Raw genomic sequence first — 23,689 nt, 5'->3', positions numbered from 1 at the left:
GTCAGCTCCTTCCCTTGCTGTGTTCGTGATCGGAATGCCCCGAGCGGAACGCCGCGGCGACGCTCTCGAAGTCGGCTCCGACGCGGACCGCGTATGCCGCGAAGAGGGCGGCGCCGAACGCCGTCGCCTCGTCGTGCGTGGCGACGGCCACGTCCGGCAGCACCTGCCTCCTGGCGCGGACGACGCTGGCCATGCTCGACCAGCCGCCGGTCAGCACCGTGGAGGTGGGCGCGACGACCTCCCGGTCCATGACGTCCATCAGCTCGGCGCACATGTCGTTGCCGTGCAGCAGCGTCGCGGCGAAGAGCTCGGCCGGGTCCAGGCCGTCGCTGTTGGCGACGATCTTCAACACACCGTCGTCGTTGCGGGCACCGCTGACGAGGAGGCCGCCGGCGGCGACGGTCCCCGCGAGGGGCAGCGCCATCACCTCCTCGTCGATCCGCGCCCGACCTGCCGCATCGGCGATGCCGAGCAGCTGCAGCACACGCCTCATGAGCAGACCCGACTTGGTCCCGGCGAGGAGGACGTACTTGCCGGGCAGGACGTGCCGAACGGTGTTGATGCCCGCCAGCGCCAGCCGCTCGCGCGCGTCGAACGGCAGCGGAGCGTCGAGCACGCGGACCAGCGCCTCGGCCGTGCCCATCGAGTCGTAGAGCTGGCCGCTGTGCACAGCGCCGACCGCGACGGCGGACACCAGATGGTCGTGGCCGGCGACGGTGAGGACGGCACCCTGGAACCCGGCCGGCATCGCGTCGTCGGAGATCGTCCCCACCGCCGTTCCCGCGCCCACGCGCTCGGACAGCAGGTCGGGGCCGACACCGAGCACGTCGAACGCCGCCTCCCACGGGGTGCTGTCGTCCTGGTCGAGCAGCCCCGTACGGGAGACCAGGGAGTACTCTGCCACGCGCGGTCCGCCGAGAGCATGGACGACGTACTCCGGGACGTTCAGGAACGTGCGGCCGCGCAGCTCCGCCCCATTCTCCCGCAGGTGGAGGATCTTGGCGATCGAGGCGAGCGGGCCGACCGGGAGTCCGGTGCGGCCGAGGAACTCCGCGCGGAAGGTCTCGGGCGTCGCGGCGATCTCCTCGGCGCCACGCGGATCGAACCACGCCATGATCGGGGCGACGGCGCGGCCGGTGCCGTCGAGCAGCACGCCCGCCTCGGCCATGCCGGACACGCCCAGCGCACGCACGCGGTACGGGCCGTCCGCGGACAGGAGCGCGTCCGCCTCGCGCGCGAGCTCCCGGACCGTGTCGACCGCGACGGTCGCCGGCATCTCGGTGCGGCCGTGCTCCCTGTTCGTCCACGGCGAGCGCCTGCTCGCGACGAGCACCTGCCGCCCGTCCGGGTCGGCGACGAGCAGCTTGATGCTGGTCGAGCCCATGTCGACCCCGACCATGTACTCGTTCATCGAGGTCCCGTTCCGTGGAGCGTGGCGGGCCACCCGGCCCCGGGCTCGGCGACGAGCACCGAGACATCCCCCCGGACGCTCCACTGGCCGAAGGCGTGCGGGACGGCGAACGCCTGTCCGCGTGCCGCGGGGACGCCCCCCGACTCTCCGACGATCTCCCCCTCCCCGTCCGTCACCAGGACGACGGCGAACCCTGCGGGCCGTGCATCGGCGCGTTCGCCGTGCACGGTCGCGTCCCAGAGCCGGAAGTACGGGTCGGCCGCGGAGGGAAGCAGCGAGCGGAAGCGCGGTCTCGCCGGCGCGGTCCCGGCCTGGCTGATCAGCCCCGCGAGCTGTTCCGGGGCGAGACGGTCCGTCGACACCGCGGGCATGACGAGGTCGAAACCGAGGTCGAGGTGCGACTCCTCCCGGGTCGAGGTCGTCACCGACCACTCCAGGAGGATCGAGAAGTCGGTGGGCTCCTGGACCTCGGCCACGAAGACGCCTTCATCGATGGCGTGCACGGTCCCGGCCGGGACGAGGATCCCCATGCCTTCGCGCACGACGACGCGGTTCATGTGCGCGAGCATCCACTCGCTGTCCTGCGCGTCGCGCCGGCGGTCGAGTTCGAGAGGGTCGATGTCCGTGCTCCACCCCACGTGCACAGCACGGTCCTGCTCGGTGTCCAGCACGAACCAGGCCTCCGTCTTGCCGTAGGGGCAATCCAGATGCCTCGTCGCGAACCCCCGGTCGGGGTGGACATGGACGGGGAGCCGCTGCCGCGCGTCGAGCAGCTTCACCAGGATGCCCACGTCGCCCGCGTCCGCGCCTCTCGCCGGCCCCGTCCACGCCGCGGGATCGGCGATCACGAGGTCGCGCAACAGCGCGCCCGCCTCCGTGATCGCCGGACCCGTGTCTGGATCGCCGAAGCGCGAGACCGTGGCACCCAGCCACTCCTCCGGCTGGCGGTCCGTCTCAGGGACGATCCCGCGCAGGGCGGCGATGCGATCGCCTCCCCGGTAGAAGTGCTGGACGGGGTTCGGCGGGAGCAGCACGGGAATCATCGCAGATCGCCGATCGGTCGCGACGGGGTCTCGCCGTCGGGCGTCATCTCCCCGGACCCGCGGGCGATGAGGCGCGTGGGCACCACGATGTGCGCCGGCTCGGCCTGTGGATCTGCACCGAGCTCCATCAGTCGACGGAACGTCGCCTCCCCGATCAGCCGAGGATCCTGGTCGACGCAGGTGATGCCCGGTGTGAACACGTCGGCGAACTGGAAGTCGCCGAACGAGATCAGCGCGGGCATCGGGATGCGGTCTGCGCTGAGGGCGTGGATCGTCGCGATCGCGGCGGGGCTGGTCGCGCAGAACGCGGCAGTGGGAGCGTCCTCGCGAGTGAGCAGCTCACTGATCGCCCGCTCCTCGCGGTGGCGGCCCTGCGCGATGATCAGCGACTCGTCGATCTCGACTCCGGCCTCCGCGTGCGCGTCGCGGAAGGCCCGCAGCCGCTCGTACACCGTGGGGTACGGCGTCTCCTCGCCGATGAACCCGATGCGCCGGTGCCCCCGCGCGAGGAACCCGCGCACGGCTTCGAGGGTCGCCCCGTAGTCGTCGACGACGATCGAGTCGATTCCCTCCCGCGCGCGGTCGACGCAGATCACCGGGAACCGGCGGCGCAGCGTCGCGAGCTCTGCGGCCTCGATCGCGAACGGGGCGATGACGAGACCCCGCAGGCGGTCGCCGGTCAGGCGCTCCAGCTGCTCGCGTTCCTGGGCCGCGTCGTGGACCGTGCTCGCGAAGATCACGTTGAGCCCCTCGGCCACGGCGAGCTCCTCGACGGCGCTCACGAACGCGGCGAAGAACGGGTCGGAGATGGCGTCGATGAGGATCCCGATGGTGTCGGTGTCCCCGCGCTTCAACGAGCGCGCCCGCCGATCGGGGACGAAGCCGAGCTCGAGCACGGCTGCGGCCACGCGCTCGCGGGTGTCGGGCAGGACGCCGCTCTCGCCGTTGACGACGCGGGAGACCGTCTTGATGCTGACGCCCGCCAACGCGGCGACGTCGGTGATGCGGGCGCGGTGCCGACCATCACGACCGCTGCCGGTCGGCGCCTCAGACGGGTCGCTTGCGTGCCTCATTGCCACCTCGACATCGTTGTCATCCCCGTGTCCACGCCCATCGTGGTCCGGATTGCAAACATCATGCGCGGGCTCGACAACGTTGTCAAGCAAATCTCGCAGATTCACCCGTGATCCCCACACCGACGTTCCCGCCCTCTCGTTGACAACGTTGTCGCGGATCTGCATACTGATCCTGCGCACCGCCGCGCACCCCCGCACGCAGGAGCAGATCTCGATGACGAAGCCTCGCCTCCACCGCCTCTTCCACGCGAGATCGGGCCGCGCTCTCGACGTCGCCGTCGACCACGGCGCCTTCCACGAGCACTCCTTCCTCGCCGGGATCGAGGACATGGCGGCGACAATCCGGACGCTCATCGAGGCCGGCCCGGACGCCGTCCAGCTCAGCCTCGGGCAGGCGCCGTTGCTGCAGTCGGTTCCGGGCAAGCAGAAGCCCGGTCTGGTCCTGCGCACGGACATCGCGAACGTCTACAACGACCCACTGGAGTCGCCCCTGCACTCCATCCACGTGCCCGACGCGATCGAGGTGGCCGTGCGCCTCGATGCCGTCGCCGTCTGCGTGAACCTGCTCGACCTGCCCGGGCACCCCGAGGTGCGCGCGCAGTGCATCCGCTCGATCCTCGCCCTGCGCACCGACGCGGAGCGCTATGGGATGCCGCTCATGATCGAACCGCTCGTGATGCGTACCCGACCGGGCTCGGGCGGGTACGCGGTCGACGGCGACACGGCGAGGATCGTCACGCTCGTGCGCCAGGCCCGCGAGCTCGGCGCCGACCTCATCAAGGCCGACCCGACCGACGATATCGCCGACTACCACCGCGTCGTGCAGGCGGCCGGCGACACCCCGGTCCTCGTGCGCGGGGGAGGCCGCGTGGACGACAGGACGCTCCTGGAGCGCACGGTCTCCGTGCTCGCGCAGGGCGCACGCGGCATCGTGTACGGGCGCAACGTCATCCAGCACCGGGACCCGGCCGGCATCACCGCGGCGCTCATGGCCGTCGTCCACGACGATGCCTCGGTCGACGACGCACTCGGCCTGATCGGAGGCACCCGATGAGCGGGCGACGGGTGAACGTGGGGATCATCGGCGGCGGTCTCATGGGACGCGAGGTCGCGGCAGCCTTGCGGCGGTGGCCGGCGCTCGTCGACCACCCGGCGGACCCGCGACTCGTCGCCGTGTGCGACATCAATCCGGCGGCACTGGACTGGTTCGACGACATCGACACCGTGCGGATGACGACCACGGACCACCACGAGCTCCTGGCGGATCCCGAGATCGACGTCGTGTACATCGCCGTGCGCCACGACCTCCACGAGCGGCTCTACATCGATGCCATCCGGGCGGGGAAGGCGCTCCTCGCCGAGAAGCCCTTCGGGATCGACGCCGACGCGGCGGACGCGATCGTGCGGGCGATCGATGAGACGCCTGGATCGTTCGTGCGGGTGTCCAGCGAGATGCCGTACTTCCCCGGCGCCCAATGGGCGATCCAGTACGTACGCTCGGGGGCGCTGGGCCGGATCGTCGAGGCGTCCTGCTCGTTCCTGCATGCGAGCGATCTCGACACCGCGAAACCCCTGAACTGGAAGCGCCAGCAGCGGTTTTGCGGGGAGGCGGGCGTGCTCAACGACCTCGGCATGCACACCTGGCACGTCCCCCTGCGACTCGGCTGGGCGCCGGAGAGCGTGTTCGGCGCACTCCAGGACATCGTGACCGAGCGCCCCGGACCTGACGGCGCGCCCCGCCCCTGCGACACCTGGGACAATGCCGTGATCCACTCCTGGGCGACCCACGACGGCCATCGGTTCCCCCTCACGACCGCGACCAAGCGCATCGCCCCCGGTGAGAAGAACACCTGGGAGTTCGAGGCCGTCGGCATGCAGGGAGGCGTACGGTTCAGCACCAAGAACCCGAAGGAGGTGCAGGTGTTCGCCCAGGTCGACGTCCCCGGCGTCGGCAGGGAGCAGAGCTGGCAGCGCATCGACGCCGGCAGCCAGTCGGTCTGGCCGACGGTCACCGGCCCCCACTTCGAGTCCGGGTTCTCCGACGCGATCCTGCAGATGTGGGCGGCGTTCCTCGCCGAGCGCCACGGCGATCTGGAAGGGGGGTTCGGCACGGTGCGACCGGAGGAGGCGGCTCTCACGCACCGGATCTTCGCGGCCGCGATCGCCTCGCACGTCTCGGGTGGCGCCGTCTCGCCAGCGCGGTAAGGCGCTCAGCGTCGCGCCGCCGTCGCAGCGGCTAGATTTCCTGACATGGCCCTTTCCGGAAACCTCGACGCGCAACGGCGCAGGGACGAACTCGTCGAAATGGCCGCCGGGCCGCACGGAGTCATGATCGACGCCGCCGCGGAGATGTTCGCCGTGTCCTCGATGACGATCCGTCGGGACCTCCTCGAGCTGGAGGCCGAGGGACTGGTCAGGCGCGTGCGCGGCGGCGCGACCGCCGCCCCCCGCGCCCGGCCGTTCGACGCCCGGCGCGCCATCCGGGCCACGGCCAAGCGGGTGATCGCGGAGAAGGCGCGCGCGCTCGTCCCGGAGACCGGGACCATCGCGTTCGACGCCTCGACGACGATCAGCACCCTCGCATCGGCGCTCGGCCCGCGCGCCGACCTCGCCGTCTACACCAACGGGCTGGAGACCTTCCAGACGCTCCTCCCGCTCGACGGGATCACGGCGGTGCTCTCCGGCGGCACGGCAGAGCCCACCACGGGCAGCTTCATCGGACCACTCGCGCGACAGAGCCTCGGCTCGGTGTACTACGACGCGTTCTTCGCGTCCGCAGATGCCGCCGATCCCGCGGACGGCACCTCGGAGGTGTCCCCGGAGGAGGCGGAGCCGAAGCGGGTCATGGCCGCCCAGTCGCGGACGATCGTGCTCTGCATCGACTCCAGCAAGCTCGGGAGGAGATCGGTGGCTCGCGCTTTGGGAGCTGCGGAGTACACGGCCCTCGTCACGGAGCTGGATCCCTCGGACCCGCGCCTGGACCCCTTCCGCACGGCGGATCGAGAGATCCTCTGACGCGAGCGCGCCGCCTGCCGTCCCCCTTCCGCGCAACGTCGGTTTATGTTAGTTTTCACGTAACTTAACATCACGTGTTCGGAGCCCTCATGACCAACCCCACCGCCGCCGCCCTTCTCGCCCGGTCCCACCGCCTGGGCGCGGACCCGAGGAACACCAACTACGCCGGCGGGAACACCTCCGCCAAGGGCTCCGACACCGATCCCGTGACGGGCGCGCCCGTCGAGCTGCTGTGGGTCAAGGGCTCGGGCGGCGACCTCGGCACGCTGACCGAGCAGGGTCTCGCCGTCCTGCGCATGGATCGCCTGCGGGCGCTCGTCGACGTCTACCCGGGCGTGGATCGCGAGGACGAGATGGTCGCCGCGTTCGACTACTGCCTGCACGGCAAAGGCGGCGCAGCGCCGTCCATCGACACCGCGATGCACGCGCTCGTGGACGCCGCCCACGTCGACCACCTGCACCCCGACTCCGGGATCGCGATCGCCACGGCCGCCGACGGCGAGGAGCTGACTGCGAAGATCTTCGGGGACGAGGTCGTGTGGGTCCCGTGGCGCCGCCCGGGCTTCCAGCTGGGCCTGGACATCGCGGCGATCAAGGAGCAGAACCCGGGGGCGATCGGGTGCATCCTCGGCGGACACGGCATCACCGCCTGGGGAGCGTCCTCCGAGGAGGCCGAGGCGAACTCGCTGCGGATCATCGAGACGGCGACCGCCTACATCGCCGAGCACGGCGCACCTCAGCCGTTCGGCGCCGTGCGCCCCGGCTTCGAGGCCCTCGCCCCCGCCGAGCGCCGTGCCCGGGCCGCCGCGCTCGCACCGACCATCCGCGGCATCGCGTCCACCGACCGCCCGATGCTCGGGCACTTCACCGACGCCGATGTCGTCCTCGACTTCCTCGCCTCCGAGAAGGCCCCCGCGCTCGCCGCGCTCGGCACGTCCTGCCCCGACCACTTCCTGCGCACCAAGGTCAAGCCGCTCATCCTCGATCTCCCGGCCACGGCGTCCGCCGACGAGCAGATCGCGCGCCTGCACGAGCTGCACGCCGAGTACCGTGCCGACTACCAGGCGTACTACGACGCGCACGCGACCGCCGAGTCCCCGGCGATCCGCGGGGCCGACCCGCTCATCGTCCTCGTGCCCGGGGTCGGGATGTTCTCCTACGGCGCCAACAAGCAGACCGCGAGGGTGGCCGGTGAGTTCTACGTCAACGCGATCAACGTGATGCGCGGCGCCGAGGCGCTGTCGACGTACGCTCCGATCTCGGACGCCGAGAAGTTCCGCATCGAGTACTGGGCGCTCGAGGAGGCCAAGCTCCAGCGGATGCCGAAGCCGAAGACGCACCAGGGGCGCGTCGCGTTCGTGACGGGCGCGGCCTCGGGGATCGGCAAGGCCATCGCCACACGGCTGGCCGCCGAGGGCGCCTGCGTGATCGTCGCCGACCTGGACCTCGACAAGGCGCGCGCAGCCGCCGCCGAGCTCGGGAACGCGGACGTCGCGATCGGCGTCGCCGCGAACGTCGCCGACGCAGAGGCCGTCCAGGCCGCACTGGACGAGGCGGTGCTCGCGTTCGGCGGCGTGGACCTCGTGGTCAACAACGCCGGCCTCTCGCTCTCCAAGCCGCTGCTCGAGACGACCGAGAAGGACTGGGACCTGCAGCACGACGTGATGGCGAAGGGCTCCTTCCTCGTATCCCAGGCGGCCGCACGCATCCTCATCGACCAGAGGCTGGGCGGGGACATCATCTACATCTCGTCCAAGAACTCCGTCTTCGCCGGCCCGAACAACATCGCGTACTCGGCCACGAAGGCCGACCAGGCACACCAGGTGCGGCTGCTGGCGGTCGAGCTGGGCGAGCACGGCATCCGCGTGAACGGCATCAACCCGGACGGCGTGGTGCGCGGCTCCGGCATCTTCGCCTCCGGCTGGGGCGCCAACCGCGCCGCCACCTACGGCGTCAAGGAGGAGGACCTGGGCCAGTTCTACGCCAACCGCACGATCCTCAAGCGCGAGGTCGTCCCCGAGAACGTCGCGGACGCCGTGTACGTCCTCACGGGGCCGGAGCTGAGCCGCACCACGGGTCTGCACATCCCGGTCGACTCGGGCGTCGCCGCGGCCTTCCTGCGATGACGATGCGGACGGTGGCGGCGGTCGACCTGGGCGCCACGAGCGGGCGGGTGATGATCGGCCGCGTCGGGCCGGGCGTCCTCGAGCTGGAGCCGGTCGCCCGCTTCCCCAACGGGGCCGTCGCACGCGAGGACGGCCTGCACTGGGACATCGAGGCGCTCTTCGCCCATGTGCTGGACGGGCTCGCCGAGGCCGTGCGACGCGCGCCGGAGATCGAGAGCATCGGCATCGACTCCTGGGCGGTCGATTACGGACTGCTCCGCGACGACGAGCTGCTCGCCGAGCCGTTCCACTATCGGGACGCCCGCACCGCGCGCGGCGTCGAGGCGGTGCACGCCCGGGTGCCGTTCCCGGACCTGTACGCACGCAACGGCCTGCAGTTCCTGCCGTTCACGACGCTCTACCAGTACCGTGCCGACGAGCGCCTCCCCGAGGCCGACACCGCCCTGCTCATCCCCGATCTGCTCGCCCACCGGCTCACCGGGGCGAGCGTCGCGGAGCGCACCAACGCCTCCACGACCGGCCTGCTCGACGTGCGGACGAGGGAGTGGGACCACGACCTCGCCGAGCGGCTCGGGATCCCCTGTCGCGTGCTCCCGCCGCTCGTGGACGCGGGAACGGTGCTCGGCCGGCTCCGCCCGGAGGTCGCGGCGCGAATCGGGGCCGCCGAGCTCCCCGTGATCGCCGTCGGATCCCACGACACCGCCTCGGCCGTCGTGGCCGCCCCGCTCGCATCGCCGGCTTCCGCATACATCTCCTGCGGCACGTGGGGCCTGGTCGGCGTGGAGATCGAGGCGCCGATCCTCACCGAGGCCGCGCGCACGGAGAACATGACGCACGAGCTGGGTGTGGACGGACGGATCCGCTTCCTGCACAACGTCACCGGGCTCTGGCTGCTGAGCGAGACGGTCCGCGCGTGGGAGCAGGAGGACGACGCCGCGCTCGACCTGTCGTCGCTGCTGAGCGAGGCGGCGGCGGTCACCGCGCCCGTCCCCCTCTTCGACGCGAACGACCCGTCGCTCAGCGCGCCCGGCGACATGCCGGCGCGGATCACGGCCCTGCTGCGGAGCTGCGGTGCGGAGCCGCCCGCCGAGCGCGGCGCCTTCGTGCGCAGCATCGTCGAGAGCATCGCCGAGGCGTTCGCGCGGACCCTCCGGGTCGTCGCCGAGCTCACCGGCCGCCGGATCGACACGGTGAACCTCGTCGGCGGCGGCGCCCTCAACGCGCTGCTGTGCCAGGCGACGGCGGACCGCTCGAGGACGACGGTGCTCGCGGGTCCGGTCGAGGCGACGGCGCTCGGGAACGTCCTCGTGCAGGCGCGTGCGCTCGACGGGTCCGCCTCCTCGCTGGAGGAGCTGCGCGCGCGCGTGGCCGCCGCCGCGAGGCCGGTCCGTTACCTGCCGCGCTGATCGGCGCGGGTCACTCCCCCGCGTAGCCGACGCCGTTGGAGCAGGTCTGGTCGGCCGCGGACTGGCCCACGACCCCCTGCGGCAGGGTGACGACGCCGGGCGTGGTCGGAGGGGCGGTCTCGCCGATCTCCTCGCCGTCACCCGGGGTGGTGTCGCCGTCCGTGGGCGGGATCTCACCGGTCCCCTCGGTCGGCGGCGCCTCGCCCGTGGTCCCGTCGGCGTTGACGACGCCGTCGTTGGTCCCGGTCACGACGATCTGCTCGTTCGCCTCTAGGGCCGCCATGAGCGTGTCCGCCGTCTCCTCGTCCGGCACGACCTTGTTCGGGTCGTCCGGATCCGTGAACACCGGGTACTGCACGAAGTTGATGTCCTCGAAGGGCACGTTCTTCACGGCGAGAGCGATCTGCACGAGCAGCATCGGGTTCGTCAGCGACTCGCTCGGCGTCACGTTGGCGAGGGCGGTGTGGGCGAGCTTCAGCAGCGTCGCCGGGTTCGACAGCACCTCGTCGCTGACGAGCTTGCGGGCCAGCGACGACATGTACACCTGCTGGTTCGAGATGCGGCCCAGGTCGCTCCCGTCGCCCACGCCGTAGCGGGTGCGCAGGAACTGCAGCGCCTCGTACCCCTGCAGGGTGTTGATCCCCGGAGGCAGGTTCAGATTCGTGTACTCGTCGGTCAGCCCGTTCGCGATGCAGACGTCCACGCCGCCGATGGCGTTGGTGATCTCGATCACGCCGCCCCACGTGACCTTGGCGGCGAACGGGATGTCCAGGCCGGTCAGCTCGGAGACCGTCTTGACGACGCAGTTGAGCCCGCCCGTCTCGAAGGTCGAGTTCAGCGGCTGCTTCCACATCGCCGACGTCGTGTTGCCCTCGGGATCCGTGCACTCCGGCACCGGGACCATGAGGTCGCGCGGGAGCGTGATGACCGTGACGCGCCGCGGGTTGTCGGAGATGTGCAGGAGCATGTTGACGTCGTTGCGCTCCCCGCCGTCGTCCTCCTCGCAGCGGAGGCCGAAGAGACCGGAGAAGGACTCCTCACAGGCGTCCGTGCCCACGACGAGCATGTTGATGCCACCCTTGAGCTCGCCGATGTCCGGCGGGACCGACTCCTGCCCGTCCAGCGCGACGGCGTTCGAGGAGAGAGTGGACTGCAGGTCGTAGAGGACGTACGCGGCGACGCCGAAGCCGCTGACGAGCACGACCGCCATGGCCACGCCGACGATCTTCAGCAGCTGGGACAAAGCGGTGGGTCGGCGAAGCTGGCCGTGCCGGGCGACGGGTCGCCGCGATCGGGAGGTCGCGCTCACTCAGTGCCTTTCGATCCTGCGGAGGGTGTGGGAGCCGGTGACCCGCCTGCGGCGGTTCTCCTCCCGAATCCCGCTCAGCCATGGTGTGTCTGAACAGCCACCCTCCGGGCGGCCGTTCAGACCCAGCGGAGGGTGTGGGATTCGAACCCACGAGACATCTCTGCCCACTGGTTTTCAAGACCAGCTCCATCGGCCGCTCGGACAACCCTCCTCGACTGCGGGAATCCCCACAACCGATCGGCGTCGAGTCTAGTCGACGCGCGGAAGACGGTCTGGACCGATCCTCTTATGATGGCGGGTCCACCTGGGGGAGCCCTGGACGCCCGCCCGGGTCACACCGTGATCTCAGCCCCCGGGTCGGCGCGGCGGCGTCGACCAGCGAGGACAGCGCGCGGGCCAGACCGCCCTGCATGACGTCGTCCGTGACCTCGCCGGCGGCGGCCTTGACCTCCTCGGGCGCCTGTCCCATCGCGACGGCGCGTCCGCCGAGGTCGCGTGCCCACCCGAACATCCCGATGTCGTTGCGGCCGTCCCCGGCCACGAACACCCGGTCGCCGTCGATGCCGCGTCGTGCCCGTACGCGCTCCATGGCGGTCCCCTTGTCGACCCCCTGCGGCGCGATGTCGAGCCACGCGGTCCAGCCGATCGCGTAGGAGACCTCGTTCAGCCCGGCCTCCTCCACGATCCGCTGGAAGTACGCCTCGTCCTGGCCGGGCGAGACCACGACCACGCGCGACACCGGCTCCGCGGACAGGTCGGCGAACGCGACCTCGCGACCGCCGTCGAGCGTCCAGTCGTCGAGGTGCTCGGTGAACAGGCGCTGCCCGGAGCCCAGCTCGACCATGTACCGCGCGTCCGGCAGGCGCTCGCCCAGCAGCGCCAGGACCTTGGACGGGTCGAACGTCTCGACGTGCCAGCGCTCCCAGCCGTCCCCCGTGCGGCGCATCGTGACCGCCCCGTTGGAGCACACCACGAACTCTGGAGTGATCGCCAGCTCGTCGAGGTATCGGTGGGTCGCCATCCAGCTGCGCCCGGTGGCCAGGGTGACCTCGTTGCCGGCGTCGCGCACCCGGGCCACCGCGTCGACGACGCCCGGGCTGAGGGTCTCGTCCTCGAGGAGGATCGTGCCGTCGATGTCGAGGCCGATGAGCCAGGGCCGGGTCATGCGGTCTCCCCCGCACCGTCGTCCGCGCCCTCGGGACGAAGGACCTCGAGGCCTCCGAGATAGGGGCGGAGGACCTCCGGCACGAGGACGGAGCCGTCCGCCTGCTGGTGCGTCTCCAGGATCGCGACGATCCAGCGCGTGGTCGCCAGCGTCCCGTTGAGCGTCGCGACGGGCTGCGTCTTCCCGGGCTTGCCGTCGGCGTCCAGGGTGCGGTGGCGCACGTCGAGCCGGCGCGCCTGATAGGTCGTGCAGTTCGACGTCGACGTCAGCTCGCGGTACGTGCCCTGCGTCGGGACCCAGGCCTCCACGTCGTACTTGCGCGCGGCGCTGGAGCCGAGGTCGCCCGCCGCGGTGTCGATCACCCGATAGGCGAGGCCGAGTCCGGTCAGCATGTCCTCCTGCATCGCCAGCAGGCGCTCGTGCTCGGCCTGCGCCTCCTCCGGCGTCGTGTAGACGAACATCTCCAGCTTGTTGAACTGGTGGACGCGGATGATGCCGCGGGTGTCCTTGCCGTACGAGCCGGCCTCGCTGCGGTAACAGGTCGACCAGCCGGCGTAGCGGAGGGGCCCGCGGGACAGATCGACGATCTCGTCCTTGTGGTAGCCGGCGAGGGGGACCTCGCTCGTGCCGACGAGGTACATGTCCTGCGCTTCGAGGCGGTACACCTCGTCGGCGTGCTCCCCGAGGAAGCCGGTGCCCTGCATGATCTCCGGACGCACCAGGGTCGGGACGATCATGGGCGTGAAACCGTGCTGCAGGGCCTTGTCCAGGGCCATGTTCATCAGCGCGATCTCGAGCCGGGCGCCGACCCCGCGGAGGAAGTAGAACCGCGCGCCGGAGACCTTTGCGCCGCGCTCCATGTCGATCGCGTTCAGCAGCTCGCCGAGCTCCAGGTGATCCCGCGGCTCGAAGTCGAACGTCGGGATGTCGCCGACGCGGCGCAGCTCCACGAAGTCGTCCTCGCCACCGGCGGGGACGCCGTCCAGGACGATGTTCTCGATGTGCGAGAGCGCCTCGGCGGCCGTCGCCGCCGCCTCGTTCGCCGCGTGCTGGGCCTGCTTCACGCGCTCCGCGAGGTCCTTCGCCTGCGCGACCAGCGCAGCCTTCTCCTCCTTGGGCGCGGCGGCCACCTGCTTGCCGAAGGCGTTCTGCTCGGCGCGCAGCTCCTCGAACGCCGCCAGCGCCTGGCGGCGGGATCGATCCGCCTCGATCGCCGCATCGACGGTCTCCGGCGCGTTTCCGCGCGCGGCCTGGGACTGACGGACGAGCTCCGGCTCGTCGCGGAGAAGCGCGAGATCGATCACCCCTCAAGTCTAGGACGCCCGGTCGGGCCGCCCGCCCTCGCGCCCCGCCCCGCCGCCCCGCGACGTATGCTGGCGCTGTGACCACCGACGACCGCCCGCGCTCCCACGCCGCGCTCGTCGTGAACCCCGTCAAAGCGGACGCGCCGCGCCTGCGCACGATGCTCCAGTCGATGTCCGCGTCCATGGGCTGGGCGCCGCCGGCGATCCTCGAGACGAGCGTCGAGGACCCCGGCCAGGAGGCCACCCGCACGGCGCTCGCCGGCGGGGCGTCGGCCGTGCTGGTCGCGGGCGGCGACGGGACGGTCCGCGCCGTCTCCGAGGCCATGGCGGGGACCGGCGTGCCCCTGGCGATCATCCCGAGCGGCACCGGCAACCTCCTCGCGCGGAACCTCGCCCTCCCGCTCGACGATCCGCTCGGCATGATCCGGGCCGTGTTCCGCGGCGACGTCCACCCGGTCGACATCGGGTGGGCCGAGATCACCCGCCCGGACGCCACGACCAGCGAGCACGCGTTCGTCGTGCTGGCCGGGATCGGTCTGGACGCCGACATGATCGCCAACACGCGCCCCGATCTCAAGAAGTCGGTCGGCTGGGTGGCCTACGTCGACGGTGCGGCGCGCTCGCTCGCCGGGGCGAAGCCGTTCCGGGTGGTCTACGCGGTGGACGACGCCAAGCTGCACTCGGTCAAGGTGCACAGCATGCTGTTCGCCAACTGCGGCACGCTCCCCGCCGGCATCTCGCTGATCCCGGACGCGTCGATCGCCGACGGGGGTCTGGACGTCGCCGTCATCCAGCCCAGCGGCCCCTTCGGGTGGCTGGCCGTCTGGCGCACGGTCTGGTGGCAGAACTCGGTGCTGCGCCGCACGCAGGCAGGGCGCCGGATGATCGAGCTGGCCGGGCAGAGCCGGTCGATCCGGTACCTGAGCGGCAAGGCGGCCGAGGCCGCCGCGCAGGAGCCCGCGCCGATCGAGCTGGACGGCGACGAGTTCGGCGCGGCCGTGCGCATCCGATGCCGCATCGATCCCGGAGCGCTCCTGGTGGTGCTGCCCGCGGGCCACGACGTCAGCGCTCTCTGAAACGCAGCCCTTCTCCGGCGCGATGCCGGGCCGGGCGGGCGCGGACGGGGATCAGCGTCCGGGGAGAGCCCCGCCGACCGTGACCTCGCCGTCGAGACCGCCTCCGGTCAGGGTCAGGACGTAGCCCTCCTGCGTGAGGGCCGTGCCGCCCAGGCCCACCACGGTCGCCCGCGGCTGCATGTCCATCGTGCACGGACGGTCGAGGTCCCGGAACATCAGGGTCGCGCCGGTCTCGCCGATCTGCGCCCGCTCGATCTCGGGGACGCAGGAGGACGAGCCCCAGGTGAGCAGCACGGCGCCGGCGTCCGAATACCACCCGGCGCTGGGCCGGTAGTCCGTCGGAGTGCCGGCCGCGGCCATGGCGGGATCGCCGGCGAGCGCGACCTGTCCGGCGGCCTCGTCCCCCGTGATCGAGATCACGACGTCCTTCGTCGGATCGACGCCGTCGGGGACCGCGACCGCCACGGCGCGGGGGCTGTAGTCCGCGGTGCACACGGCATCGGCCGGAGTCGTCGACACCAGCTCGACCGTCAGCTGCTGCCCCTCGGCGCTGACGTCGCCGACCTGCGGCACGCAACTGGAGGAGCCGAAGGTGACGAGTCCGACGAGCCGGCCGCCGTCCAGCCACGTCGCCGCGGTCTCCAGGTCGGGGCCGGGATCCGGGGTCGAGGACCCGGTGGGGACCGTCGTCGGGGCAGGGGTTCCCCCGGGTCCGCCGGAGCACGCGGCGAGGACGACCGCCGCCGCCGCGAGGGACACTGCTGCAAGAGCCGATCGAATCCTCATGAGGCCCATGCTAGACGGGCGGCCCCCGCGTCACCCGGGCCCGCACTGGGAGGGTGCTGAGGATGGCGGGCTCCCCGCCGCACCGCTGCCCTCGAGGCCGCCGTCACTGCAGCGCGGAGGTCAGCCGGGCGAGGTTGTCCAGGACGGTCGAGCGCAGCGGCTGCTGCATCCACTCCTCCAGCGTCAGCTCGCGGCTCAGCTCGCGGTAGCGGTCCTCGACGCGGCGCACGTCCTCCACGAACTCCTCTCCCCGCACCAGCATGGAGATCTCCAGGTTGAGGCCGAACGAGCGCATGTCCATGTTGCTCGACCCGATGACGGCGATGTCGTCGTCGATGGTGAGGCTCTTGGTGTGCAGGATGTACGGCTTGCGGTACATCCAGATCCGCACCCCTGCCCGCAGCAGCGCCTCGTAGTAGCTGCGCTGCGCGTGGTAGACGATCGCCTGGTCGCCCTCCTCCGAGACGAACAGCTCCACCTGGATCCCGCGGTCGCACGCCGCGGTCACGGCGAGCAGCAGCGCCTCGTCCGGGACGAAGTACGGGCTGACGATCATGATCTTGTGCTTGGCCGCATAGAGCAGGCTGAGGAACAGACGCAGGTTGTTCTCGACCTCGAACCCGGGACCGGACGGCACGATCTGACAGTCCAGGTCGCCGCTGCCCGCCTCGGCGCGCAGGAAGTCCAGGTCGTCCGGCACGTGCCCGGTCTCGCTGTACCAGTCCGACAGGAACACCGCGTTGACGCTCGCGACGACCGGGCCGTCGAGGCGGACCATCAGGTCGACCCAGTGCAGGCCGCGCTTGATGTTCTTCGGGAGGTTGTAGCTGGAGTCGGTCACGTTCTGCGAGCCGAGGAAGGCGACGTCGCCGTCGACGACGAGGAGCTTGCGGTGATTGCGCAGATCCGGGCGCTGGGTCTTCCCCCGCAGCGGCTGCACGGGGAGCATGAGCTGCCAGTGGGCGCCCATCGCGTCCAGCCGGGCGATCGTCTGGCGGTAGCGCGGCTTCCAGCGGTTGGCCCAGTGGTCCAGCAGCACGCGCACGGTCACCCCCCGCGCAGCCACCTCCTCCAGGGCGCGGAAGAAGTCGTCGGTCGCCGCATCCGCCTGCAGGATGTAGAACTCGACGTGCACGTAGTCCTTCGCCCGGCGGACGGCGGCGGCCATCGCGTCCAGGGACTCCTGGTAATCGGAGATCAGCTCCGCGCCGTTGTCCCCGGTGAGCGGCAGCGCGCCGAGGCGCTTGTTCATGCGCACGAGGGCGTCGAACCACTCCGGGGCGTTCGGGCGGAGGCTGCCGACGGCCAGGCTCGCGCTCATGTCCGCGATGTACTCGTTGATCTGCTCCTGCTTGCGGCGCCGCGCCCGGGGCAGCCGCGGGTTCCCGATGAGGAGGAACAGGAAGACCCCGACGATGGGGATGAAGTAGATGGCCAGCAGCCACGCCATCGCCGCTGTGGGGCGTCGGTTCCGCGGCACGACGATGATCGCGGTCACGCGGATGGTGATGTCCACCACCAGCGCGATCGCCACCACCCACCAGGGCCACGCATCGATGGTCATCGCTCTCCCGTACGCAGGCCGCACGACGGCGGCTTCGTCTCACAGTAGCGGGCCGCGCGGACACGCCTCGGGCGCTGCGCTGTGTGTCCTCGGCGGACCGGGCCCGCGCGCCTCAGGCTCAGGGGTTCCGGCGGCTCAGGAACGCGGGGGAAGACCGCGGGCGGCTCGCTCCTCGGCCTCGATGCGCGCGTGCGTGCGGCGCTCGGTGCGGTCGAAGCGGAGGATGCCCCGAAGGACCACGAAGAAGACGACGAGCACCGCGAGGGTCGGAATGATCGACCACGCCGCCGCAGCCCAGAAATCGTCCATGACCCCATCGTACGCGCCGCGCCTCGGCTCCGGCTGCGAGTGACCGCGCTCCCGACTCCTCGTCCTCCACACCCGAGGGACGGCACGCGGTTGCCCACCGATCGCGGGATCGGGCCGCTCCGTGATCCCGCGGTCGCGGAGGATCCTGACATGACCACGATCCTGAAGGCGTCCGGAGCCGCGGAGCTCCTCGCGCTCGTCCCCGTCCTGTCCGGCTTCACCCCGCGCCGCAGCGCCGTCCTGCTCCCGTTCGCCGGCCGGCGCACCGCCGGGGCCATCCGCTTCGACCTGCCCGAGGGAGACTCCGGCTCCGAGCGCGGCTCCGAGCCCGGCTCGGTCCCGGGCCCGAGCGCAGGCGAGGATCCCGTCGCGACGGAGGCGCGGGAACGGTTCGCCGCCACGGCGGTGGGGCTGGCCTGCCGGGTGCCCGACACCGACGCGCTCGCGGTCGTGCTGTACCGGGACGAGCCGCTCACCGCCGGGGAGGACGCGTCGCCCTCCCCCTTTCCCGGCGCAGCGCTCATGGACGACCTCCTCCTGCGCGCCACGGCCTGCGGACTGCGCATCGTCGAGGCGCTCTGCGTGGGGCCCGACGCCTGGGGCGACTATCTCGACCCCGACCGCGTCCGCCACGATCTCGGGGACCTCCCGGCGGCCCCGGCCGTCCCGGGTCTCGCGCCGGCCACCGGCGACCAGACGACGGGTGGCGAACTGCCGCCCGCCGACCTCGCGGAGAAGGAGCGGATCGGACGCGCGTGGGAGGACGTGGAGGAGGCGTTGTCGTCCGGGCACCCGCGATGCGCCTCGGCGCGCGTGGACCCTCGCGCCTTCGCGGCGACGCTCGCGCTCGATGACCTGCCGGCGTTCCTCGAGGACCTCCTGGACGCACCGCAGAACCTGCCGCCCTTCACGGTCGCCGCGCTGATCGCCGTCCTCGCCCGGCCAGCGTTGCGCGATGTCGCACTGATCCAGTGGGCCCGCGGGAAGGCGCACGGCGAGCGCGCGCTGGAGGCGCAGATCGCGTTCGACATCGATCCGGGCTCGTTCCCGGCAGACATCGGGGAGGTGATGCTCGGACGCGGTGCCCGACCGGACCCGGACCGGCTGGGACTGGCGCTCTCGCTCGCGCGGAGCGCCGCGGCTCTCGCTCCCCGGCGGGCCCGCCCCGGGGCCCTGGCCGCGGCCGCGTGGCTCTCCTGGGCGCTGGGGCGCTCGACGCCGGCCGCGCACCACCTGGACCAGGCTCTGCTGATCGACCCGGAGCACTCGTTCGCGGGTCTCCTCCGGCGCCTGCTGCACGCTTCGCCGCTGCCGGACTGGGCGTTCGCCGGAGCGCGGGCATGACCACGGCGAAGCGGTCCGCCGGGCGCGGAGCGCCCGGCGGGCGGGACGCTACTTGACGAGCGGGAAGAGGATCGTCTCGCGGATGCCGAGGCCGGTCACGGCCATGAGCAGACGGTCGATCCCCATGCCCATCCCGCCGGTCGGCGGCATGCCGTGCTCGAGCGCGCGCAGGAACTCCTCGTCCACGCGCATCGCCTCGACGTCGCCCCGCGCCGCCAGCCGCGCCTGCTCCTCGAAGCGCTCGCGCTGGATCACCGGGTCGACCAGCTCGGAGTACCCGGTGGCCAGCTCGAAGCCTCGCACGTACAGGTCCCACTTCTCCACGACGCCCGGGATCGACCGGTGCTCACGGACGAGGGGCGACGTGTCGACGGGGAAGTCCATCACGAACGTCGGCCGTTCCAGACCGCCCTTGACGAAGTGCTCCCAGAGCTCCTCGATGAGCTTGCCGTGCGTGGCCTGCGGCGGGACCTCCACGCCGTGGGCCTGCGCGAAGGCGACGAGCTCGTCCAGCGGGTCGGCCGGAGAGAACGTGCGTCCTGCCGCGGCGGAGAGCGAGTCGTACATCGAGATGCGATCCCACTCGCCGCCGAGGTCGTACTCGGTGCCGTCCGCCCACGTGACCGTGGTGGACCCCGCCACCGCGACCGCGGCGTTCTGCACCAGTTCCTGCGTCAGGTCCGCGATGCCGTTGTAGTCGCTGTATGCCTGGTAGGCCTCCAGCATCGCGAACTCGGGGCTGTGCGTGGAGTCCGCGCCCTCGTTGCGGAAGTTCCGGTTGATCTCGTAGACGCGATCGATGCCCCCCACGACGGCGCGCTTCAGGTACAGCTCCGGCGCGATCCGGAGGTACAGCTCGGTGTCGAAGGCGTTCGAGTGGGTGATGAACGGACGCGCCGAGGCGCCGCCGTGCTGCACCTGGAGCATCGGCGTCTCGACCTCGAGGAAGCCGTGCGCCGTGAAGGTCTGCCGGAGGCTCGCGTTCACCGCGGCCCGCGCGCGAACCGTCGTCCGCGCCTGATCGCGGACGATCAGGTCGAGGAAGCGGCTGCGCACGCGGCTCTCCTCGCTCAGCTCCCCGTACACGTTCGGCAGCGGCAGCACGGCCTTGGAGGCGATCACCCAGTCGTCGGCCATGACCGACAGCTCGCCACGGCGGCTGGAGATCACCTCGCCGTGCACGAACACGTGGTCGCCGAGGTCCACCAGCTCCTTCCACCGCTGCAGCGACTCCTCGCCGACGTTGGCCAGCGAGATCATCGCTTGGATGCGGGAGCCGTCACCGGCCTGCAGCGTCGCGAAGCAGAGCTTGCCGGTGTTGCGGCTGAACACCACGCGACCGGCGATGCCCACGACGGTGCCGGTCTCCGCGCCGGCCTCCAGCTCGCCGTACTCCGCCCGCAGCTGCGGGATCGTGTGCGTCACCGGGACGGCCACAGGGAAGGCGCCGCCCGCCGCGTCCGTGCGCTCGGCGATCAGCCGCTCGCGCTTGGCCAGACGCACCGCCCGCTGCTCGAAGGTGTCCTCGGCCGACTCGGCGGCGTCGGTGCCGGACGACGGGTCGACGGCGGGGGTCTGCGCGGGCGCGTCAGTCATGGGTGGGGCTCCTCGGAAGTCGCCGTCCAGTCTACCGGCGCCCTCCGCCGCTCTCCGCGGGGTGCCCTCGCCGCCCTCGTCGCGCTCGTCTTGCTCTTCGCGGCGGGGACGACCGCGTCAGCCCACGGCCGGCGGCTCCAGCGGATCGGAGGCATCGCGGAGAGCCTGCTCGACCGCCGAGGAGACGAGGGCCGAGAGGTAGCCGCCGGGGTTCTCCACGCCGATCCCGCGGAGGATGCCCGTGGCCTGACCCACGATGGCGCGCGAGAAGGCCGACGCGGTGCTGATCGCCTCCGCATACGCGGCCCGGTCCTGCTCCTCGATCACGACCGGCTCGCATCCGAGCTCCACCGCGAGGGCCTGGGCGATGGGCAGGACCATCGGCGGCGCCGTCACCGCGGCGTAGGACGCCTGAAGCTGGCGAAGATCCAGCGTGGTCCCCGTGAAGGTGATCGCGGGATGGACCGCGAGCGGGATCGCCCCGCGCTGCACCGCCGGCTCGAGCACATCGGTCCCGAAGGCCGGGTCGGTGTGGAGCACGAGCTGCCCCGGCTGCCAGGCCCCGACCTCGGCCAGCCCCGCGACCAGCCCGGGCAGCTGCTCGCCGGGCACCGCGAGCACCACGAGCTGGCTGTCCCGCACCAGCGCGTCGGCCTCACGCACCTCCAAGCCCGGCAGGATCGCCGCCACCCGGTCGGGGTCGGAGCCCGCGGTGATCCCGACGAGACGATGCCCGGCACCGGCCAGCGCGGCGCCCAGGACCGGCCCGACGCGCCCCGCGCCGACAATCCCGACGGCGAGGCGCCCGTCACGGCTCACGGCGTCGCGGGTCCGGCGGCGTCGGCGACGAGAGGCGTCCCCGCGCCGGACTCCGCCCATCGGTGTCCGCGGTCCTCGGCCGCGGCGCGCGCCGCCGCTCGGCTGACGGCGTCGAGCAGCTCGACCATGACATCCCGCTCGATGCCGGAGACATCGCCCGTGACGGGCCCGGTGACGGAGTGCGGTCGGCCGCTGGCCACGCGCTGCGCACGGTCGATCGGCCCCTGCTCGACCGAAAAGCCCTGGAGGCGCGCGAGCGGGAACAGCGCGAGCTTGCGCCAGATGCGTCCGCGGCGGATGAGCAGCGCGAAGTCGGTCAGCGCGATGCCGTGCCGCCGCCAGGAGAACGGCCGCCGCCACCAGGCTCGCGCCGGGATGGTGCGGTACGGGTCGCCCGCCACGGGGCCGAGCACGCCGTGCTCCCAGATGAGGGGCACGACCTCGTGCGGGGCGTCCGGGAGGATGAGGCCGAGAACGCGCTCGACGTCCGCGCGGGCACCGACCGGGAGCACCACGTTGAACTGCTGCGCCGTGCTGGACTGCTGGGCCGAGGCGCTCTTGCCGGACATCCGGTTGATCTTGACGGTCCACCACCCGAACGGGCGCCACAGCAGCGGCTGCGACACCTCGACGGCGAAGATGCGTCCCGGCGGAATGGTCTCGGTGACGGTGGTGAGCAGGCCGAAGGTGATCCGCACGCCGTCCGGCGTGGGCGCGATCGAGTACCGCAGCGACTTCGCGATCTGCGCCCACGTGATCGCGACCGCTGCGAACAGCATCGGCAGGCCGGTCACGAGCGCGACGCCGAGGAGGATCGCAGCGCCCGCCGGGCCCTCGTTCGCGACGATCGGGGGGAACACGAACGCCATGACGACGGCGAACAGCACCGCGAAGAAGACCAGCCACATGACGGCCGACAGCAGCTGCGAGCCGACGAGGCGGCCGGTCGGGATCCGAAGGATGCTCTCCGGCGCGACATCGTCCATGTCGACGCCCGCGATGATCCCGGTGACCCCCTGGTTCACGCCTTCGACGAGCTGCGCCCTGGCCGAACGGGCGTCCTGCGCGTTCCCGGCGACGGCGGGAACGCCGCCGCGCGCGATCTCGCGAGCGCGACGTGCGCCGGAGGCCAGGCGGAGGATGTCCATCCGGACGGCCTCCGCCTTCGGCGTGGACAGATACTCCAGAGCGACGTTCGCGTCGGTTCCGGCGCCGACCACCTCCAGCTTCGCCATCCCGATCAGGCGGGCGGGGAAGGGCCGCGTGAGATTCACCCCCTGCACCCGGTCGAGCGGAGCGCGCCGCTGCGAGCGGAAGACGATGCCCTTGCGCACCTCGACGTGCTCACCCGTGATGCGGAACTGCTGGAAGCGCCACACCATCCAGAAGATGAGGATCAGGACGACGAGCACGACGAAGACCCCGAGCAGCGCCACCAGCGCGAGGTTGTTCGACAGCACCCAGTCCACCGGATCCCCGCCCACCTCCACGCGCGACGCCTCGGGCGAGAAGAGCCCGATGACCCAGTGGACGACCTTGTCCCGGAGGTTCGCGACGACGAGACCCAGGATGACGATCAGCGCCAGCCCGCCCTTGAACAGCGGGGTCAGCGGATGCATCCGGTGCCATTCGCCGTCCGCGAGCTCGGAGGACCCGCCCGACGGAAGGGTCCCGTCCGCGGTGGTCACGGGTGCGGAGGGCTCGCCGCCCGCGGGCGGGGACGACGGAGGAAGCATGCTCACAGCCCGGTCCGGCGGGTCTCGGCGACCTCGATCAGCGTGTCGCGCAGGGCCTCGGCCGCCGCCTGGTTCATGCCGGGGATCTCCACCCCGGTGGTCGCCGCGGCGGTCACCATCTTCAGCTTCGCGATGCCGAACGCACGATCGAGGGGGCCGTGGGTGATGTCGACGAGCTGCATGCGGCCGTAGGGCACGGCGATCATGCGCTGCCAGAGGATGCCCCGCCGGAAGACGATGTCGTCCGCGCGCAGCATGTACCCGATCGCCCGGGCCTGCCGGGGCAGGATCGCCAGCGTCACGACGGTGATCACCGCGAGGATCCCTCCGGGGATCCAGGCCCAGGGCTGGTCCAGCACGAAGACCAGGACGAGCGCCGCGACGACGACCACGGCGAGGAAGAGCACGTTCTGCAGCAGCTGCGAGGTCACGTACCGCGGCGAGATCTGATGCCACACGCCGTCCAGCGCGAGCGCACCGGGCGCCTTCGGCTGACGCAGGGTCGTGAACACGTCCTGGTCGAGCACGGCGGCGGCCCGCGGAGCCTCGCCGGTCCCGGCGGCCGCGGAGCCGGAGACTGCCGTCGTCTCGGCGGGGACGGCAG

20 protein-coding genes and 1 tRNA gene are annotated in these 23,689 nt (G+C 71.8%); 7 read left to right on the top strand and 14 right to left on the bottom strand.

Annotated features, from left to right (window positions below; genetic code table 11):
* Position 1 precedes the first annotated feature (1 nt).
* Genes MR1_RS01805 through MR1_RS01795 form a run of 3 tightly spaced genes read right to left on the bottom strand, consistent with a single transcriptional unit; the run spans position 2 to position 3,527 of the window.
* A complete protein-coding gene (locus MR1_RS01805) occupies positions 2-1,411 on the bottom strand; it encodes an FGGY-family carbohydrate kinase (protein ID WP_084344282.1) in 1,410 nt (469 codons plus the stop codon).
* On the bottom strand, positions 1,408-2,445 hold the full coding sequence (locus tag MR1_RS01800; RefSeq protein WP_217996162.1) for a class I mannose-6-phosphate isomerase: 1,038 nt from the start codon (positions 2,443-2,445) through the stop codon (positions 1,408-1,410). Before MR1_RS01800 ends, MR1_RS01805 begins: the two co-directional genes overlap by 4 nt.
* Before the next feature lie 5 nt (positions 2,446-2,450).
* Positions 2,451-3,527 (bottom strand): LacI family DNA-binding transcriptional regulator, encoded by a 1,077-nt coding sequence (locus MR1_RS01795; protein WP_067242856.1) that lies wholly within the window; start codon positions 3,525-3,527, stop codon positions 2,451-2,453.
* A gap of 217 nt (positions 3,528-3,744) precedes the next feature.
* Between MR1_RS01795 and MR1_RS01790 the strand changes: the two genes are divergently transcribed.
* From MR1_RS01790 to MR1_RS01770, 5 genes are all read left to right on the top strand, one after another.
* The gene (locus MR1_RS01790) at positions 3,745-4,584 is read left to right on the top strand and encodes a class I fructose-bisphosphate aldolase (protein ID WP_067242956.1); all 840 of its coding nucleotides are present in this window, start codon (positions 3,745-3,747) and stop codon (positions 4,582-4,584) included.
* The gene (locus MR1_RS01785; RefSeq protein WP_067242855.1) at positions 4,581-5,735 is read left to right on the top strand and encodes a Gfo/Idh/MocA family protein; all 1,155 of its coding nucleotides are present in this window, start codon (positions 4,581-4,583) and stop codon (positions 5,733-5,735) included. The genes MR1_RS01790 and MR1_RS01785 overlap by 4 nt, the downstream gene beginning before the upstream one ends.
* 45 nt (positions 5,736-5,780) lie before the next feature.
* Positions 5,781-6,545: a DeoR/GlpR family DNA-binding transcription regulator gene (locus MR1_RS01780; protein WP_067242854.1), complete on the top strand. Its 765-nt coding sequence runs from the start codon at positions 5,781-5,783 to the stop codon at positions 6,543-6,545.
* 89 nt (positions 6,546-6,634) lie between these two features.
* On the top strand, positions 6,635-8,671 hold the full coding sequence (locus tag MR1_RS01775; protein ID WP_067242853.1) for a bifunctional rhamnulose-1-phosphate aldolase/short-chain dehydrogenase: 2,037 nt from the start codon (positions 6,635-6,637) through the stop codon (positions 8,669-8,671).
* Entirely contained in the window at positions 8,668-10,077 is a 1,410-nt protein-coding gene (locus MR1_RS01770) for a rhamnulokinase (RefSeq protein WP_067242851.1), read from the top strand. Before MR1_RS01775 ends, MR1_RS01770 begins: the two co-directional genes overlap by 4 nt.
* A 10-nt stretch (positions 10,078-10,087) precedes the next feature.
* Here the strand turns inward: MR1_RS01770 and MR1_RS01765 are convergent, their stop codons facing one another.
* The 4 genes from MR1_RS01765 to serS all read right to left on the bottom strand — a co-directional run bounded on the left by MR1_RS01765 (position 10,088) and on the right by serS (position 13,855).
* The gene (locus MR1_RS01765; protein WP_067242848.1) at positions 10,088-11,386 is read right to left on the bottom strand and encodes an LCP family protein; all 1,299 of its coding nucleotides are present in this window, start codon (positions 11,384-11,386) and stop codon (positions 10,088-10,090) included.
* A gap of 126 nt (positions 11,387-11,512) precedes the next feature.
* A tRNA-Ser gene (locus tag MR1_RS01760) sits at positions 11,513-11,597 on the bottom strand.
* A gap of 75 nt (positions 11,598-11,672) precedes the next feature.
* Entirely contained in the window at positions 11,673-12,551 is an 879-nt protein-coding gene (locus MR1_RS01755; protein WP_084344280.1) for an HAD family hydrolase, read from the bottom strand.
* Positions 12,548-13,855, bottom strand: a complete 1,308-nt coding sequence (gene serS, locus MR1_RS01750) for a serine--tRNA ligase (RefSeq protein ID WP_067242846.1) — start codon at positions 13,853-13,855, stop codon at positions 12,548-12,550. The genes MR1_RS01755 and serS overlap by 4 nt, the downstream gene beginning before the upstream one ends.
* A gap of 77 nt (positions 13,856-13,932) precedes the next feature.
* On the opposite strand from serS, the gene MR1_RS01745 reads away from it, so the two are divergent.
* Positions 13,933-14,931, top strand: coding sequence for a diacylglycerol/lipid kinase family protein (locus MR1_RS01745; protein WP_067242844.1), 999 nt, complete (start codon positions 13,933-13,935; stop codon positions 14,929-14,931).
* Positions 14,932-14,982: 51 nt separating this feature from the next.
* On the opposite strand, the gene MR1_RS01740 is transcribed toward MR1_RS01745, so the two are convergent.
* From MR1_RS01740 to MR1_RS19965, 3 genes are all read right to left on the bottom strand, one after another.
* Positions 14,983-15,717 (bottom strand): hypothetical protein, encoded by a 735-nt coding sequence (locus tag MR1_RS01740; protein ID WP_157517855.1) that lies wholly within the window; start codon positions 15,715-15,717, stop codon positions 14,983-14,985.
* A gap of 103 nt (positions 15,718-15,820) precedes the next feature.
* Positions 15,821-17,281: a cardiolipin synthase gene (cls, locus tag MR1_RS01735; RefSeq protein ID WP_067242839.1), complete on the bottom strand. Its 1,461-nt coding sequence runs from the start codon at positions 17,279-17,281 to the stop codon at positions 15,821-15,823.
* Between the two features lie 135 nt (positions 17,282-17,416).
* Complete coding sequence (locus tag MR1_RS19965; RefSeq protein WP_169797634.1) at positions 17,417-17,590, bottom strand: hypothetical protein; 174 nt, start codon at positions 17,588-17,590, stop codon at positions 17,417-17,419.
* A 150-nt stretch (positions 17,591-17,740) separates the two neighbouring features.
* Between MR1_RS19965 and MR1_RS01730 the strand changes: the two genes are divergently transcribed.
* Positions 17,741-18,934, top strand: coding sequence for a DUF4192 family protein (locus MR1_RS01730; protein ID WP_067242838.1), 1,194 nt, complete (start codon positions 17,741-17,743; stop codon positions 18,932-18,934).
* 48 nt (positions 18,935-18,982) lie between these two features.
* Here MR1_RS01730 and lysS read toward each other — a convergent pair whose 3' ends face one another.
* The 4 genes from lysS to MR1_RS01710 form a co-directional block, all read right to left on the bottom strand.
* Positions 18,983-20,530: a lysine--tRNA ligase gene (gene lysS / locus MR1_RS01725; protein WP_067242837.1), complete on the bottom strand. Its 1,548-nt coding sequence runs from the start codon at positions 20,528-20,530 to the stop codon at positions 18,983-18,985.
* A 117-nt stretch (positions 20,531-20,647) separates the two neighbouring features.
* Positions 20,648-21,349: a DUF2520 domain-containing protein gene (locus MR1_RS01720; RefSeq protein ID WP_067242951.1), complete on the bottom strand. Its 702-nt coding sequence runs from the start codon at positions 21,347-21,349 to the stop codon at positions 20,648-20,650.
* Positions 21,346-23,037 carry a PH domain-containing protein gene (locus MR1_RS01715; RefSeq protein WP_067242954.1) on the bottom strand — a complete coding sequence of 564 codons (1,692 nt, stop codon included), beginning with the start codon at positions 23,035-23,037 and terminating at the stop codon, positions 21,346-21,348. Before MR1_RS01715 ends, MR1_RS01720 begins: the two co-directional genes overlap by 4 nt.
* Before the next feature lie 50 nt (positions 23,038-23,087).
* The gene (locus MR1_RS01710) at positions 23,088-23,597 is read right to left on the bottom strand and encodes a PH domain-containing protein (protein ID WP_255218068.1); all 510 of its coding nucleotides are present in this window, start codon (positions 23,595-23,597) and stop codon (positions 23,088-23,090) included.
* Positions 23,598-23,689: the final 92 nt, after the last annotated feature.

This window comes from Microbacterium resistens NBRC 103078 (genome assembly GCF_001552355.1).
In the GTDB taxonomy this organism is placed as follows: domain Bacteria; phylum Actinomycetota; class Actinomycetes; order Actinomycetales; family Microbacteriaceae; genus Microbacterium; species Microbacterium resistens.
Note: the sequence above shows the minus strand (reverse complement) of the source record. Positions and strands in the feature narration are given on the sequence as shown.